The organism is Mycobacterium sp. 134 (genome assembly GCF_048282715.1).
Classification (GTDB): domain Bacteria; phylum Actinomycetota; class Actinomycetes; order Mycobacteriales; family Mycobacteriaceae; genus Mycobacterium; species Mycobacterium septicum.
The window spans coordinates 2,830,048-2,844,587 of record NZ_JBLVUN010000008.1 but is presented as its reverse complement, the minus strand read 5'-3'; the positions used below and the strand labels follow the sequence as shown (position 1 = coordinate 2,844,587).

Here is a 14,540-nt window from a genome sequence, read left to right as displayed (position 1 = left end):
TCGCTCGCGGTGCGAAGTTAGAGGCCCAGGTCGCGCTTGGCCGAGATCTTGGAGCTCAAGCCGTGCAGCTGCACGAAGCCCTTGGCCGCGCTCTGGTCGAAGCTGTCGCCCTCGTCGTAGGTGGCGAGGTTGAAGTCGTAGAGCGACTCACCGGAACGGCGGCCGTTGACGATGATGGCCCCGGCGTGCAGAACCAGCCGGATGTCGCCGGACACGTGCTGCTGCGTGTGCTCGACGAACGCCTCCAGCGAACGCTTCAGCGGGCTGAACCACAGGCCGTCGTACGTGAGCTCGCCCCACTTCTGGTCGACGCCGCGCTTGTACCGGCCCAGCTCGCGCTCAAGCGTCACGTGCTCGAGCTCGGTGTGCGCGGTGATCAGCACCATCGCGCCCGGGGCCTCGTAGATCTCGCGGCTCTTGATGCCGACCAGCCGGTCCTCGACCACGTCGAGCCGGCCCACGCCCTGGGCGCCGGCCCGGGTGTTGAGCTCCTGGATGATCTCCAGCACGCTCAGCGGACGGCCGTCGATCGCTACCGGGCGGCCCTTGTCGAAGCTGATGATCAGCTCATCGGGAGCGTTGAAGTTGACCGTCGGGTCCTGGGTGTAGTCGTAGACGTCCTTGGTCGGCGCGTTCCACAGGTCCTCGAGGAACCCGGTCTCCACCGCGCGGCCCCACACGTTCTGGTCGATCGAGAACGGCGAGCGCTTGGTGACGTTGATCGGGATCGCGTTCTCCTCGGCGAACGCGATGGCCTTCTCGCGGGTCCAGGCGTAGTCGCGAACCGGTGCGATGACGTCCAGTTCGGGTGCCAGTGAGGCGAATCCGACCTCGAACCGCACCTGGTCGTTGCCCTTGCCCGTGCAGCCGTGCGCGACGACGGTGCCTCCATGGCTGCGCGCCGCATCCACCAGGTGCTTGACGATCAGGGGGCGGCTGATGGCCGACACCAGCGGGTAGCGATCCATGTAGAGCGCGTTCGCCTTGATGGTCGGCAGGCAGTATTCGTCGGCGAACTCGTCACGGGCGTCGACCACGACCGCCTCGACCGCACCGCAGTCCAGGGCACGCTGGCGTACGACGTCCATGTCCTCGCCGCCCTGACCGAGATCGATGGCGACGGCGACGACCTCTTTGCCGGTCTCCTTGCCGATCCAGCTGATCGCGACCGAGGTGTCCAGACCTCCGGAGTACGCCAGGATGACGCGTTCGGACATGAGCAATCTCCTTGTTTTGAGCTCTACTTCAAGTTCTCGATGGTGTTGGCAAGTTCGGCCCCGGTCATCGGTTCGCGCGCCACCATCAGGATGGTGTCGTCACCGGCGATGGTGCCGACCACATACGGCAGGGCGGCGCGGTCGATCGCGCTGGCCAGGTAATGCGCGGCCCCGGGCGGGGTGCGCAGCACGGCAAGGTTAGCGCTGGCGTCGGTCGATACCAGCAACTCCCCCAACAAGCGGGTCAACCGCTCGGTGCCACCGGACACACCCCGCACCGGGCTGCCGTCCTCGGGCACCACATAGACGCCGACGCCGCCGTCGGCGCCGCGCAGTTTCACCGCGCCGAGTTCCTCCAGGTCGCGCGACAACGTCGCCTGGGTGACCTCGATGCCCTCCTGACCCAGCAGTGCGGCCAGTTCGGTCTGGCTGCTCACCTGCCTGGACGACAGCAGGGCGATGATGCGGGCCTGACGGCCGGCGCGCGTCGGTGCGCTCACCGGTTCTCCAGCAACCAGACCAGCAGCGCTTTCTGGGCGTGCAGCCGGTTCTCGGCCTCGTCGAACACCGCGCTCTGCGGGCCGTCGATCACCTCGTCGGTGATCTCGTGCCCGCGGTGCGCCGGAAGGCAGTGCAGCACAATGGCTGCCGGGTCGGCGAGCTTGAGCAATTCGGCGTTGACCTGGAACGGACGGAACGGCCGCACCCGGTCGAGGCCGTCGTTCTCCTGCCCCATCGAGGTCCAGGTGTCGGTGACGAGCACGTCGGCTCCGTCGGACCCGGCCCTCGCGTCGTCGGTGAGCGAGACCGTCGCCCCGGTCTCGGCCGCACGGCGCTTGGCGGCGTCGACGAAATGCGGGTCTGGTTCGAAGCCGGCCGGAGCGGCGATCGTGACGTCGATGCCCGCGGTGACGCCGCCGAGCATCAGCGAGTGCGCCATGTTGTTGGCCCCGTCGCCCAGATAGGTCATCTTCAGCCCCTTGAGCTGACCCTTGCGCTCGGCCAACGTCTGCAGGTCGGCCAGCACCTGGCAGGGGTGGAATTCGTCGGACAGCGCGTTGACGATCGGCACGCTCGATCCGGACGCCATGGCCGTCAGCCGCTCCTGGGCGAAAGTCCGCCACACGATGGCATCGACGTAACGCGACAGTACCGCGCCGGTGTCCTCGAGGGTCTCCTCGCGGCCCAGCTGGGTGCTGCGTCCGTCGACCACCACGGCATGGCCGCCGAGCTGGGCGATGCCCATCTCGAACGAGAACCGCGTGCGGGTCGAGTTCTTCTCGAAGATCACCGCGACGCCGCGCGGACCCTCGAGCGGGCGCCGCGAGAACGGCGCCTTCTTCAGTTCGGCGGCCAGGGCGAGCACCTCGGCCTGCTCGTCGGGCGACAGATCGTCGTCACGCAGGAAATGCCGGGTCATGAGACTGCCTCCACAGCGGTGTCGAGAACGGTGGGCAGAGCGGACAGGAAGGTCTCGATCTGCGGTTCGGTGATGATCAGGGGCGGTGCCAGCCGGATCACGTCGGCGGCCGCGGCGTTGACCAGGAAGCCGGCGTCGCGCGCGGCAGCCTCGACGGCCTTGGCGTTCGGCGCGGTCAGCACCACGCCCTGCAGCAGCCCCTTGCCACGCACGTGATCGACGAGCGGATGGCCCAGCTCCTCGATGCCGTGGCTCAGGGTCTTGCCGAGCACCCCGGCCCGTGCGATCAGGTCCCCGTCGGCCAGCGCCTTGAGCACGCCCAGCGCGGCCGCGGTGCACACCGGGTTGCCGCCGAAGGTGCTGCCGTGCAGGCCCGGGGTGAGCAGATCACCGGCCGCGCCGATGGCCAGGCAGGCACCGATCGGCAGTCCGCCGCCGAGTCCCTTGGCCAGGGTCACCACGTCGGGAGTGATGCCGTCGTGCTGATGGGCGTAGAACGCACCGGTGCGCCCCACGCCGGTCTGCACCTCGTCGAGAATGAGCAGCGCGCCGTTCTTCGTGGTGATGTCCCGGGCGGCGGCCAGGTATCCGGCGGGCGGGACGACAACGCCGCCCTCCCCCATGATCGGTTCCAGGAACACCGCCGCGGTGTCCGAATCGAGCGCGGCGGCAAGGGCTTCCGCGTCGCCATAGGGCACGTGGGTGACGTTGCCCGGCAATGGCTCGAACGGCGCCTGCTTGCTGGGCTGGCCGGTCAGCGCCAGCGACCCCATCGTGCGGCCGTGGAAGGCGCCTTGGGCGGCAACGATATTCGTCTTGCCGGTGAGCCGGGTGATCTTGAAGGCGACCTCGTTGGCCTCGGTGCCCGAGTTGCAGAAGAACACCCGCGCCTGGGTTCCCAGATGCCCCACCAGCGCCTCGGCCAGTGCGATGCCGGGCTCGGTGGCGTAGAGGTTGGACGTGTGCCCCAGCGTATTGAGCTGGGTGGTGACGGCCTCGATGACGGCCGGGTGGCGGTGTCCGAGCAGGTTGACCGCGATACCGCCGAGCAGGTCCAGATACGACTTGCCGTCGGCGTCGGTGACCACGGCGCCGTCGCCGCTGGCCAGTGCCAACGGCGGGGTGCCGTAGTTGTTCATCATCACCGCTTCCCAGCGGTCCTGGAGGGTCATGCGGCTACCACCTTGGTTCCGGTTCCTTCATCGGTGAAAAGCTCGACCAGCACGCAGTGTTCGACGCGGCCGTCGATCACGTGGGCGCTCGGCACACCACCTTCGACCGCCCGCAGGCAGGCCTCGATCTTGGGCACCATGCCCGATTCGAGTGACGGCAGCAGTTGCGTCAGTGCGGCGGTGTCGATCTCGGTGACCAGCGAGGAGCGGTCGGGCCAGTCGGTGTAGAGACCTTCCACGTCGGTGAGCATCAACAGCTTCTCGGCGCCCAGCGCCTCGGCCAGGGCTGCAGCGGCGGTGTCGGCGTTGATGTTGTGCACCACACCGTCGATGTCCGGCCCGATGGTCGACACCACTGGAATACGCCCTGCGGCAATGAGATCCATGATGGATTCGGCGTTGACGTACTCGACGTCGCCGACCAGACCGATGTCGGTGGCCACCCCGTCCACGGTGACGCTGCGCCGCACGGCGGTGAACAGGTGCGCATCCTCACCGGTGAGGCCAACCGCGTAGGGGCCGTGGGCGTTGATCAGGTTGACCAGTTCGCGGCCCACCTGACCGAACAGCACCATGCGTGCCACATCGAGCACCTCCGGGGTGGTCACCCGGAAGCCGCCCTTGAAATCGCCTGCGATGCCGAGCTTCTTGAGCATCGCGCTGATCTGCGGGCCGCCGCCGTGCACCACCACGGGATGGATGCCGCAGTTGCGCAGGAACACCATGTCGGCGGCGAAGGCCGCCTTGAGGGTGTCGTCGGTCATCGCGTTGCCGCCGTACTTGACGACGACGATCTTGCCGTGCAGTTGCTTGAGCCACGGCAGTGCCGAGGCGAGCACCTGGGCCTTGACGCCGCGCTCGATGGCCTCGCTCATGAGCTGTAGGCCGAGTTCTCTTCGACGTAGGCGTGCGACAGGTCGGTGGTCCTGATGGACGCGCTGCCGCCTCCCACCCCCAGGTCCACGACGACGATGATGTCCTCGCCGGACAGGTCGACCTCGCGGGCGCCCGCGGCACCGGCACCGTCGACGCACACCGGAGAACCGTTGAACGACACGCTGATCCGTTCCGGATCCAGCTTGACCGGAGCGATGCCGACTGCGGCCAGGACCCGGCCCCAGTTCGGGTCGGAGCCGAACAGTGCGGTCTTGACCAGGCTGTCGCGGGCGATGACGCGCGCCGCGACGAGCGCATCGTCCTCGGTGTCGGCGCCGGTCACCGTGATGACGACGCGCTTGGTGACACCCTCGGCATCGGCCTGCAACTGGGCGCACAGGTCGTCGCAGACCCGCAGCACGGCCTCGTTGAGATCGTCCTGGCTCGGAGCGATTTCGCTGGCGCCCGAGGCGAGCAGCAGCACGGTGTCGTTGGTCGAGCAGCTGCCGTCGACGTCGAGCCGGTCGAAGGTCAGGGCCGCGGCGCGCTTGAGCGCGGTGTCCAGCGCCGCCGCGTCCGCGACGGCGTCCGTGGTCAACACCACCAGCATGGTGGCCAACGACGGTGCCAGCATGCCGGCGCCCTTGGCCATCCCGCCGAGGGTCCAGTTCTCCCCCGATTCCACCGAGTGGTGCAGCGCAACCTGTTTCGGCACGGTGTCGGTGGTCATGATGGCCCGCGCGGCGTCGTCTCCGCCGGTCAGTCCGCCGGCGATCTCGTGCACGATCTCGGTGACGCCGGCCAGCACCTTGTCCATCGGCAACCGGTCGCCGATCAGGCCCGTCGAGCACACCGCGACCTCGATGGCACCGGTCTCTGTGCCCCAGTCGCTCAGCGCGCTGGCCACGGCCTCGGCGGTGGCGTGGGTGTCCTGGAAACCCAGCGGGCCGGTACACGCGTTGGCGCCGCCCGAGTTCAGGACCACCGCACGCAGCCGGCCGGTGGTCAGCACCTGCTGCGACCACTGCACCGGCGCGGCCTTGATCTTGTTGCGGGTGAATACCCCCGCCGCGGCGTAGTCGGGCCCCTCGTTGAACACCAGAGCCAGGTCCGGTGCGCCGGATGCCTTGATACCGGCGGCGATTCCCGCGGCCCGGAAGCCGGCCGGTGCGGTGACGCCCTGGGTGCGGACCAGCTTGGCGGCCTGGGTGGTCTTTGCGTGCGTCACGGTGCCACTCCCACGATCGAAAGTCCTTCGGTTTCAGGCCAGCCCAGCGCCAGGTTCATCGACTGCACCGCGGCACCGCCGGTGCCCTTGGTGAGGTTGTCGATGGCGGCGATGGCCACCAGTGTCTTCGCCTGCTCATCGACGGCGACCGCGAGTTGCGCGGCATTGCTGCCGATCACCGACCCGGTCTTGGGCAGCTGCCCCTCGGGCAGCAGGTGGATGAAAGGCTCCGCGCCGTAAGCCTTTTCGTAGGCGGCCCGCACCTCGGCCTCGGATGCCTCGGTGCGGGCGGTGCAGGTGGCCAGGATCCCCCGGGAGGTCGGGATCAGCACCGGGGTGAACGAGACGGTGACGTCCTTGTCGGTCACCGACCGCAGGCCCTGCGCGATCTCCGGGGTATGCCGGTGCTTACCGGCGATGTTGTAGGCGCGAGCCGAGCCGATCACCTCGGAGCCCAGCAGGTCCACCTTGGCAGACTTGCCCGCGCCCGAGGTGCCGCTGACGGCGACGACCGTGACGGCCGGTTCGATGAGGTCGGCGGCCACCGCGGGCAGCAGCGCCAGCAGCGCGGCGGTCGGATAGCAGCCCGGCACCGCGATGCGCTTGGTGCCCTTGAGCCGGTCCCGGGCGCCCGGCAGCTCGGGCAGCCCATAGGGCCAGCTGCCGGCGTGCGCCGAACCGTAGAACTTCTCCCAATCGGCGGCGTCGGTCAGCCGGAAGTCGGCACCACAATCGATGATCAGGGTGTCGGGACCGAGCTGCTCGGCCAGCGCCGCGGAATGACCGTGCGGCAACCCGAGGAACACCACGTCGTGACCGGCCAGCACCTCGGCGTCGGTGGGCTCCAGAACACGCGAGGCCAACGGCAGCAGGTGCGGATGATGCTCGGCCATCGTCGTCCCGGCACTGGAGGCCGCGGTCAACGCCCCGATGGTCAACCGGCCGTCAGCGTAGGCCGGGTGCCCGAGCAGCAATCGCAGGATCTCTCCGCCGGCGTAGCCGCTGGCGCCGGCCACCGCTATCGAAGTCATGTGGCAATTCTGCATTGTTATGCATACAGATGCAAATTCATTAATCGGCGTGAAGACGAGCGTGGGGGCTGTGCACGCAAAACCCCACAAATGCGTGCACAGCCCCCACGTTCGCGCTCAGAATTCAGCCGCGAAGGACGGCGCCGACGCGCTCACCGGCCACCACGACGGCGGCGTCGCGGGCGGCGCTGGCCTCGTCCTCGGTGAGGGTCCGGTCAGCGGCCCGGAACCGCAGAGCCAGGGTCAGGGACTTGCGGCCCTCCCCGATCTGCGGACCGGTGTAGACGTCGAACAGCCGGACGTCCTCCAGCAGCTCGCCGGCCCCGTCGCGGACGGCATCGACGACGGAGGCAGCGGCGACGTCGTCACCGACGACCACGCTGATGTCCTGGAACACCGCCGGGAACGGTGACACCGACGGCGCGGGCAGCGCCTCGACGATCGGCACGGCATCGAGATCGAGCTCGACGGCACAGGAGCCCTTGGGCAGGCCGGTCCGCTCGACGACTGCCGGATGCAGCTGGCCTGCGTAGCCCACCACCGTGTCACCGACGAGCACCTCGGCACAGCGGCCCGGATGCCACGGCAACTCCTGGGCGGCGCGCAGGGTGAACTCCACTCCGGCCGCCCGGCCGATCACCCGTACCGCCTCGAACGCATCGGCGGCCTCGACGGGCCGACCCGGACCCCACGGTCCGGCAGGCTCACGCAACCCGGTGAGCACCGCCGCGACGTGCTGCGGCTGATGCGGCAGCGAAGCGTCCAGCCCGGCGATCTCCTCGTCGGTGGGCCTGCGGTCGTTCGGGATGCGCTCGACGGAGCGGGTCTCGGCCGTGGGATGCACCACCTGCTGGATCGCGAACAGTGCGACATCGGCGGCGCCACGGGATACGTTGCGGCCCAATGCTTCCAGCAATCCAGGCAGCAGCGTGGTGGCCAGCTGCGGGCGGTCGGCCTCCAGCGGGTTGAGCACCTTGGTGGCGTTGCGGCGCGCGTCGTCGGCGGGAAGACCCCACGCGTCGAACACCCCGGCGGGCAGGAACGGGGTGGGTAGGACCTCGACGAATCCAGCCAGCGCCAGCGACTTTCCGATCGCGCGGCGGCGCTTCTGGACCGCGGTCAGACCACGTCCGGCCGGTGCTGTGGGCAGCACCGAGGGGATGGACTCCAGCCCCTCCAGCCGCAGCACTTCCTCGACGAGGTCGGCGCGCTGACGCATGTCGGGCCGCCAGCTCGGCGGAGTGACGGTCAATGACGTGGAACCGGCCGCTTCAACAACATCGGCGCCGATCTGGGTGAGCCGGCGTGCCGTCGTACCCGCGGCGTACTCGACACCCGCGGTGCGGTCAGGCAGGTCGGCGGGGATCTCGATGGCCGGCTGGGACCAGTCGGTGCGCTCGTCGGCGCGCCAGTCCGTGAGCTTCGGCTCGACCTTCCCGCCGGCGATCTCCGCCAGCAGGGTTGCGCAACGATCCAGTGCGGCAACCGAAATCGCCGGATCGACCGACCTCTCGTAGCGGCGACCGGCCTCGCTGGCCAGGTGCAGGCGGCGCTGGGTGCGCGATACCGCGGCCGGATCCCACACCGCCGCTTCCAGCAGCACGTCGGTGGTGGTGTCGCGCACCTCGGTGGTGCCCGCGCCCATCACGCCGCCGATCGCGGCGGTCGCGACGTCGTCGACGATCAGTACGTCGGCGGAGTTCAGCGTGCGCTCGACATCGTCGAGCGTGACGACCTTCTCACCGTCACGGGCGAAGCGCACCGCGAAGCCGCCGGTGATCAGGCTGCTGTCGTGGGCGTGCATCGGGTGGCCGAGTTCGAGCATGACGTAGTTGGTGACATCGACCGCGGGTGAGATGGCGCGGATGCCGCTGAGCATCAGCCGTCGCTGTATCCACCACGGTGACACGGCAGCCGGGTCGATCCCCGTCACGGGGCGTAACCCGAAGCGCTGCACGCCCGTTCCGGGCTCCACGGTCAGGGGCCAGGCCTCCCCCTCGGCAGGCAGCGGCGCCACGTCGGCCGGATCGACGAAGTCCAGATCGTGGGCACACGCGATCTCGCGGGCCAGGCCGCGCACCGACAGGCAGTAACCGCGATCCGGCGTGATGGCCAGGTGGAACACCACGTCGTCCAGGCCGAGGAGCTCGGCGGCCGGGGTACCCGGTTCGGCGGTGCCCTCGGGCAGCACGAGGATGCCCGACTGGTCGACACCGAGATGCATCTCCGATGCCGAGCAGATCATGCCGTCGGAAACCCGGCCGTAGGTCTTGCGCGTGGCGATGGTGAAGTCGCCCGGCAGCACGGTTCCCGGCAGCGCCACCACGACCAGGTCGCCGACCGCGAAATTCGTCGCCCCGCACACGATGTCGCGAGGCTCGCCGTCGACATTCTGGACACCGACGTCGACCTTGCAGGCCCGGATCGGTTTCTTGAACTCGGTGAGTTCCTCGATCGCGGCGACCCGGCCGACGGTCAGCGGTCCACTCACCGGCCCGATCGGGATGATCTCCTCGACCTCGTGTCCGATACGGATGAACGTCTGCTCGAGTTCCTCGACCGACGCATCCCAGTCGGGCGCGCCGGCACGAACGGCCTCACGCAGCCAGCTGAACGGAATCCGCATCAGGCACCGACCCCGAACGGCAGCGAGAACCGGACATCGCCCTCGACCATGTCGCGCATGTCAGGAATTCCGTTGCGGAACTGCAGGGTTCGCTCCAATCCCATGCCGAAGGCAAATCCGGAGTAGACGTCGGGGTCGATACCGCAGGCGCGCAACACATTCGGGTTGACCATGCCGCAGCCGCCCCATTCGACCCAGCCGGGGCCGCCCTTCTTACCGGGGAACCAGATGTCCACCTCGGCCGACGGCTCGGTGAACGGGAAGAAGTGCGGACGGAACCGGGTGCGTCCCTCAGGCCCGAACTGGGACCGCGCGAACGCATCCAGCGTGCCGCGCAGATTCGCCATGGTCAGGCCCTTGTCCACCGCGAGCCCCTCCACCTGGTGGAACACCGGGGTGTGGGTGGAATCGAGTTCATCGGTGCGGAAGGTCCGCCCGATCGAGACGACGTAGACCGGCAGCTCGCGTTCCAGCAGTGCCCGGATCTGCACCGGCGAGGTGTGGGTGCGCAACACCTGCCGCGACCCATCGGGGGCGATCTGGAAGGTGTCCTGCTCGCTGCGGGCAGGGTGGTCGGGCGGGAAGTTCAGGGCGTCGAAGTTGAACTGCTCGGTCTCGACCTCGGGTCCCTCGGCCAGCTCCCAGCCCATCGCGACGAAGGTGTCGGCGACGTTCTCGGCCAGGATCGTGATCGGGTGCCGGGCGCCCAGCGGCTGGCGGGTCGAGGGCAGCGTCACGTCGATGCGTTCGGCGACCAGCACCGCGGCGTCGCGCTCGGCGCGCAGCGCGGCCAGCCGCTCGTCATACGCACGCTGGGCCTCGCCGCGGGCGACGTTGACGCGTTTGCCGGCGTCGGCGCGGTCGGCCTTCGGCAGCGTCGCCAATGCCTGGCGGGCCAGGGCGATCGGTGCACGATCGCCGAGGTGCTCGGTCTTGGCGCGTGCCAACGCATCAAGGTCACCGGCCAGCTCAAAGGCATGCCGGGCCGCACTGACGGCTTTGGTCAGGGCTTCTTCTGAGAGATCACTGGGCTGCTCAGCCACCCGGCGATCATAGGCGATCGGCGAATCACACCTCGAATGCCTTTACCCTCAGCTACCCCGCCGGCCGCGCTGATCCGGCGCTCCGGCAGCGCTCAGGGAGCCGGCGACGGCCCTGACGTCTTCACCCGGTACATCACCAGATCGTCGGGCACGCCTTCCGGCTTGGTCGAGAACATCTGCCGTCGTTGACGTTTGACACTGACCCCGAGTTCGGCAAGCTCCTCTTCGGAGATGCCCTCCAGCGTGGTGTGGGACACAACGAGCCCGCCGTTGGCGGCCCGCTCCATCACCCGGGCCGTGATGTTGACGTCGACCCCGAGCCAGTCCGACCCGATGCGCTGTGGACGCCCGGTGTGGATACCGACCCGCATGCGCGGTGCGTAGCCGTCCATGTCGATGCCCTTCACACCGTCGAGCGCGACGAGCATCGCCCTCAGGGCGGTAGCCGGATCGGAAAACACCGCCATCATGCCGTCGCCCATGCGTTTGACGATGTGACCGCCGGCCTCCAGCACCGGGGGCTCGATCACCTGCGCCACTCGTCGCAGCAACCGCAATGTGGCGTCGTCGCCGGAGCGCAGCGACCACGAACTGAAACCGACCAGGTCGGTGAACACGAGGGTCACCTCGGGATTGGCCGGAGTTCCCGAGACACGTTCGGTCAACGCCTGCCAGACCTGCAATGCCCCCAAGCTGACCTCACGCGACGCGGCGTCACGGTCCAGCAGGCGGTCAGCCACCCGCGCGGCCGCCCGGGGACCGCCCTCTCCCGAAACCGAGAGGCGGTCACCGAAATCCGGATCCCCGGGCAGCGCCCGCCGCACCCGCCGGACCAGATCGATGACGGCCGGGCTGCGGTTGGTGCGCTGCACCCACCCCAGCGGACCCGGCAACCCGGGTGTCCTCACCGCGCGCTGCTGCGGCGCCTGCTCGACATCCCCGACTCGGCCGGACGGGTCATCGAACGGCTCGCCATCCACAGCGCAAGAGTAGGTGGCGCGCGGACCGGGCGGCAATCACGCCACGAGCGGGTTTGCCCACACTTCTCGGGCATCGGCAAACCCGGCTGGTCACAGCGCTGTGGCGCGACGATACCCACCGAATAACAGTGCGCGGCGACGCGCCGCGGCGTCGTAGACAACGTACGTTGTCAATACTATCGTTGAGCCCAGCTGTGATTCACGTCATGACGAGTCAACGAGGACGCAATGACCACACGAACCACCATCGCCGGCGAGCACGATCCCCTCGGCCCGGATTCGCTCACCTGGAAGTACTTCGGCGACCTGCGCACCGGGATGCTGGGCGTCTGGATCGGCGCGATCCAGAACATGTATCCCGAACTGGGCGCCGGCGTCGAGGAACATTCGATCCTGCTGCGGGAGCCGCTGCAGCGCGTGGCGCGGTCGGTGTACCCGATCATGGGCGTGGTCTACGACGGCGACCGCGCGGCGGACACCGGCGCGCAGATCAAGGGGTTCCACACCACCATCAAGGGGGTCGACGGCCAGGGCCGGCGCTATCACGCGCTGAACCCGGAGACGTTCTACTGGGCACACGCCACCTTCTTCATGCTGATCATCAAGACCGCGGAGTATTTCTGCGGTGGCCTCACCGAGGCCGAGAAGCGTCAACTGTTCGACGAGCACGTGCAGTGGTATCGCCAGTACGGCATGAGCATGAGGCCAGTCCCCAAGGACTGGGAGGAGTTTCAGGAGTACTGGGACGCCAAGTGCCGCGACGAGCTCGAGATCAACCGGGCCACCCTCGACATCTTCACCATCCGGATCCCCAAGCCGTGGTTCGTGTTGATGCCGACGCCGGTGTGGGACCAGCTGTTCAGGCCTCTTGTCGGAGCGCAGCGCTGGATCGCGGCCGGCCTGTTCGACCCGGCGGTGCGGGAGAAGGCCGGGATGCGCTGGACGCCCGGCGACGAGGTACTGCTGCGGGTATTCGGGAAGATGGTCGAACTGGCATTCGTGGCGGTCCCCGACGAGATCAGGCTGCACCCGCGCGCCTTGTCGGCCTACCGCCGTGCGGCCGGCAAGCTGCCGATCGACGGCCCGCTGGTCGAAGCGCCCAGCTTCATGGACCCGCCCCGAGACCGACGCGGGCTTCCCATGCATTACGTGTCGCGGCGCAAAACCCTGCTGGACCGCGCCGGAGCCCTGGTACACACCACATTCTCACTACCGGCGCTGCGCCCGGCCCGACGCCCCGCGGCCTGACTTTTGACACGTGTCTAAGCTGTCGAGATGCTTGATTGGTCTGATGTCGACATAGCTGTCCGGGACGCGGTACGCGAGTTCGTGGACAAGGAGATCCGGCCCCACCTCGATGAGCTCGAGAGCGGCGACATGGAGCCGTACCCGATCGTGCGAAAGCTGTTCGCCACGTTCGGAATCGATGCCCTCGCCAAGGAATCGCTGGACAAGCGGCTGGCGAAGCTGCGCAGCGGCGAGAGCAAGTCTTCGGGTGCCCGGGGCGGGATGTTCGGCGGCGGGTCGCCGGGCATGGGTTTCGTCGTGATCAGCGAACTGTGCCGGGTATCGATGGGCCTGGTCACCGGGCTCGGCGTCAGCCTGGGCCTGACCGTGTCGACCATCCAGAGCCGCGGCACCCTGGCCCAGCAGGAACGCTGGCTGCCCGGGCTGGTGACCTACGAGAAGATCGGTGCGTGGGCGATCACCGAGCCCGATTCGGGATCGGACGCTTTCGGCGGCATGAAGTCGTGGGTGGCTCGTGCCGCCGATGGATCAGGCGACTACATCCTCAACGGACAGAAGACCTTCATCACCAACGGGCCCGACGCGGACGTCGTGGTGGTCTACGCCAAGCTCGACGAGGGTGACGGTGCGGACAAGCGCAACCGCAAGGTGCTGACCTTCGTGCTCGACCGCGGCATGGAGGGCTTCGAGCAGTCGAAGCCGTTCCGCAAGATGGGCATCCACTCCTCGCGCACCGGGGAGCTGTTCTTCAACAACGTCCGGCTGGGACGCGACCGCCTGCTCGGCGAGACCGAAGGGTCCGAGGGGCCCGACGAGGGCCGGGCCAGCGCCCGATCCAACTTCTCGGCCGAACGCATCGGAGTGGCCGCGATGGCGCTCGGCGTGATCGAGGAGTGCCTGCGGTTGAGTGTCGACTACGCCAAGACCCGCACCCTGTGGGGCCAGGAGATCAGCCAGTTCCAGCTGATCCAGCTCAAACTGGCCAACATGGAAGTGGCCCGGATGAACGTGCGCAACATGCTGTTCCGCGTCATCGAATCCGGCGAGAAGGGAGAGCCGATCTCCCTCGCCGAGGCCTCTGCGATCAAGTGGTACTGCTCGCAGGCCGCCACCGACGTCGCCATGGAAGCCGTACAGCTGTTCGGCGGCAACGGCTACATGACCGAGTACCGGGTGGAGCAGTTGGCCCGCGATGCCAAGTCGTTGATGATCTACGCCGGCAGCAACGAGGTGCAGATCACCCACGTCGCACGCGGTCTGCTCAGTTAGCCCACGGCGGCCAGCGCGTCGATCTCCACCAGCATGACCTCGTGCGGGAGGTCGACGAATACCGTTGTCCGGCATGGAAGCTGGTCGGACTTGACGTTCTCGGCGATGAATTCGCCGTACACGTCGTTCATGGCGGCGAAGTCTTCACGCTTGGTGAGGTAGACCCGGAACATCAGGACATCGTCGACACCGGCGCCGCCGGCGGCCAGAATCGCCTTGACGTTCTCCAGCGTGCGACGGGTCTGCACCCGCACATCACCCTCGCCGATGTAGGTGTTGGTCGCGGGGTCCATCGGACCCTGGCCGGATACCTGCAGGAGTCCGCCCTTACGGATGCCCTGGCTGAAGGTGTGGGCCGGCGCCGGGGCGTCATCGGTACGGATGACCTGGGAATCGGACACGGTGGAATCTCCTCTGTTTTCGGTGGTTT

13 protein-coding genes are annotated in these 14,540 nt (G+C 68.2%); 2 read left to right on the top strand and 11 right to left on the bottom strand.

Translation table 11 applies throughout. The features are described from left to right. Nucleotides 1–17 precede the first annotated feature (17 nt). The 10 genes from ACNQVK_RS18340 to ACNQVK_RS18295 form a co-directional block, all read right to left on the bottom strand. Nucleotides 18–1,217 (bottom strand): argininosuccinate synthase, encoded by a 1,200-nt coding sequence (locus tag ACNQVK_RS18340; protein ID WP_064928561.1) that lies wholly within the window; start codon nt 1,215–1,217, stop codon nt 18–20. Between the two features lie 23 nt (nt 1,218–1,240). Further along, nucleotides 1,241–1,735: an arginine repressor gene (locus ACNQVK_RS18335; protein ID WP_210742105.1), complete on the bottom strand. Its 495-nt coding sequence runs from the start codon at nt 1,733–1,735 to the stop codon at nt 1,241–1,243. Then, the gene (gene argF / locus ACNQVK_RS18330) at nt 1,714–2,637 is read right to left on the bottom strand and encodes an ornithine carbamoyltransferase (RefSeq protein WP_418030630.1); all 924 of its coding nucleotides are present in this window, start codon (nt 2,635–2,637) and stop codon (nt 1,714–1,716) included. The genes ACNQVK_RS18335 and argF overlap by 22 nt, the downstream gene beginning before the upstream one ends. Continuing rightward, on the bottom strand, nt 2,634–3,809 hold the full coding sequence (locus ACNQVK_RS18325) for an acetylornithine transaminase (protein ID WP_418030629.1): 1,176 nt from the start codon (nt 3,807–3,809) through the stop codon (nt 2,634–2,636). The genes argF and ACNQVK_RS18325 overlap by 4 nt, the downstream gene beginning before the upstream one ends. After that, nucleotides 3,806–4,684, bottom strand: coding sequence for an acetylglutamate kinase (argB, locus tag ACNQVK_RS18320; protein WP_418030628.1), 879 nt, complete (start codon nt 4,682–4,684; stop codon nt 3,806–3,808). The genes ACNQVK_RS18325 and argB overlap by 4 nt, the downstream gene beginning before the upstream one ends. Beyond that, nucleotides 4,681–5,913, bottom strand: a complete 1,233-nt coding sequence (gene argJ / locus ACNQVK_RS18315; RefSeq protein WP_418030627.1) for a bifunctional glutamate N-acetyltransferase/amino-acid acetyltransferase ArgJ — start codon at nt 5,911–5,913, stop codon at nt 4,681–4,683. Before argJ ends, argB begins: the two co-directional genes overlap by 4 nt. Next, a complete protein-coding gene (argC, locus tag ACNQVK_RS18310; protein ID WP_418030626.1) occupies nt 5,910–6,944 on the bottom strand; it encodes an N-acetyl-gamma-glutamyl-phosphate reductase in 1,035 nt (344 codons plus the stop codon). Before argC ends, argJ begins: the two co-directional genes overlap by 4 nt. Before the next feature lie 124 nt (nt 6,945–7,068). After that, on the bottom strand, nt 7,069–9,570 hold the full coding sequence (gene pheT, locus ACNQVK_RS18305; RefSeq protein ID WP_418030625.1) for a phenylalanine--tRNA ligase subunit beta: 2,502 nt from the start codon (nt 9,568–9,570) through the stop codon (nt 7,069–7,071). Beyond that, nucleotides 9,570–10,613, bottom strand: coding sequence for a phenylalanine--tRNA ligase subunit alpha (pheS, locus tag ACNQVK_RS18300; RefSeq protein ID WP_090430909.1), 1,044 nt, complete (start codon nt 10,611–10,613; stop codon nt 9,570–9,572). The genes pheT and pheS overlap by 1 nt, the downstream gene beginning before the upstream one ends. 92 nt (nt 10,614–10,705) lie before the next feature. After that, nucleotides 10,706–11,593 carry an adenylate/guanylate cyclase domain-containing protein gene (locus ACNQVK_RS18295; protein ID WP_418030624.1) on the bottom strand — a complete coding sequence of 296 codons (888 nt, stop codon included), beginning with the start codon at nt 11,591–11,593 and terminating at the stop codon, nt 10,706–10,708. A 228-nt stretch (nt 11,594–11,821) separates the two neighbouring features. Between ACNQVK_RS18295 and ACNQVK_RS18290 the strand changes: the two genes are divergently transcribed. Next, nucleotides 11,822–12,841 carry an oxygenase MpaB family protein gene (locus ACNQVK_RS18290; protein WP_418030623.1) on the top strand — a complete coding sequence of 340 codons (1,020 nt, stop codon included), beginning with the start codon at nt 11,822–11,824 and terminating at the stop codon, nt 12,839–12,841. A gap of 27 nt (nt 12,842–12,868) precedes the next feature. Further along, nucleotides 12,869–14,110, top strand: a complete 1,242-nt coding sequence (locus ACNQVK_RS18285) for an acyl-CoA dehydrogenase family protein (protein WP_418030622.1) — start codon at nt 12,869–12,871, stop codon at nt 14,108–14,110. Here ACNQVK_RS18285 and ACNQVK_RS18280 read toward each other — a convergent pair. Then, nucleotides 14,107–14,511 carry a RidA family protein gene (locus ACNQVK_RS18280; RefSeq protein ID WP_418030621.1) on the bottom strand — a complete coding sequence of 135 codons (405 nt, stop codon included), beginning with the start codon at nt 14,509–14,511 and terminating at the stop codon, nt 14,107–14,109. The two genes, ACNQVK_RS18285 and ACNQVK_RS18280, sit on opposite strands and share 4 nt — an antisense overlap. Nucleotides 14,512–14,540 lie beyond the last annotated feature (29 nt).

Excerpts from the sequence above, each read along its gene's own strand:
- argC (WP_418030626.1), bottom strand. The coding sequence starts at position 6,944 with ATGACTTCGATAGCGGTGGCCGGCGCCAGCGGCTACGCCGGCGGAGAG.
- ACNQVK_RS18285 (WP_418030622.1), top strand. The coding sequence starts at position 12,869 with ATGCTTGATTGGTCTGATGTCGACATAGCTGTCCGGGACGCGGTACGC.
- ACNQVK_RS18340 (WP_064928561.1), bottom strand. The coding sequence starts at position 1,217 with ATGTCCGAACGCGTCATCCTGGCGTACTCCGGAGGTCTGGACACCTCG.
- pheT (WP_418030625.1), bottom strand. The coding sequence starts at position 9,570 with ATGCGGATTCCGTTCAGCTGGCTGCGTGAGGCCGTTCGTGCCGGCGCG.
- argF (WP_418030630.1), bottom strand. The coding sequence starts at position 2,637 with ATGACCCGGCATTTCCTGCGTGACGACGATCTGTCGCCCGACGAGCAG.
- ACNQVK_RS18290 (WP_418030623.1), top strand. The coding sequence starts at position 11,822 with ATGACCACACGAACCACCATCGCCGGCGAGCACGATCCCCTCGGCCCG.
- argB (WP_418030628.1), bottom strand. The coding sequence starts at position 4,684 with ATGAGCGAGGCCATCGAGCGCGGCGTCAAGGCCCAGGTGCTCGCCTCG.
- ACNQVK_RS18325 (WP_418030629.1), bottom strand. The coding sequence starts at position 3,809 with ATGACCCTCCAGGACCGCTGGGAAGCGGTGATGATGAACAACTACGGC.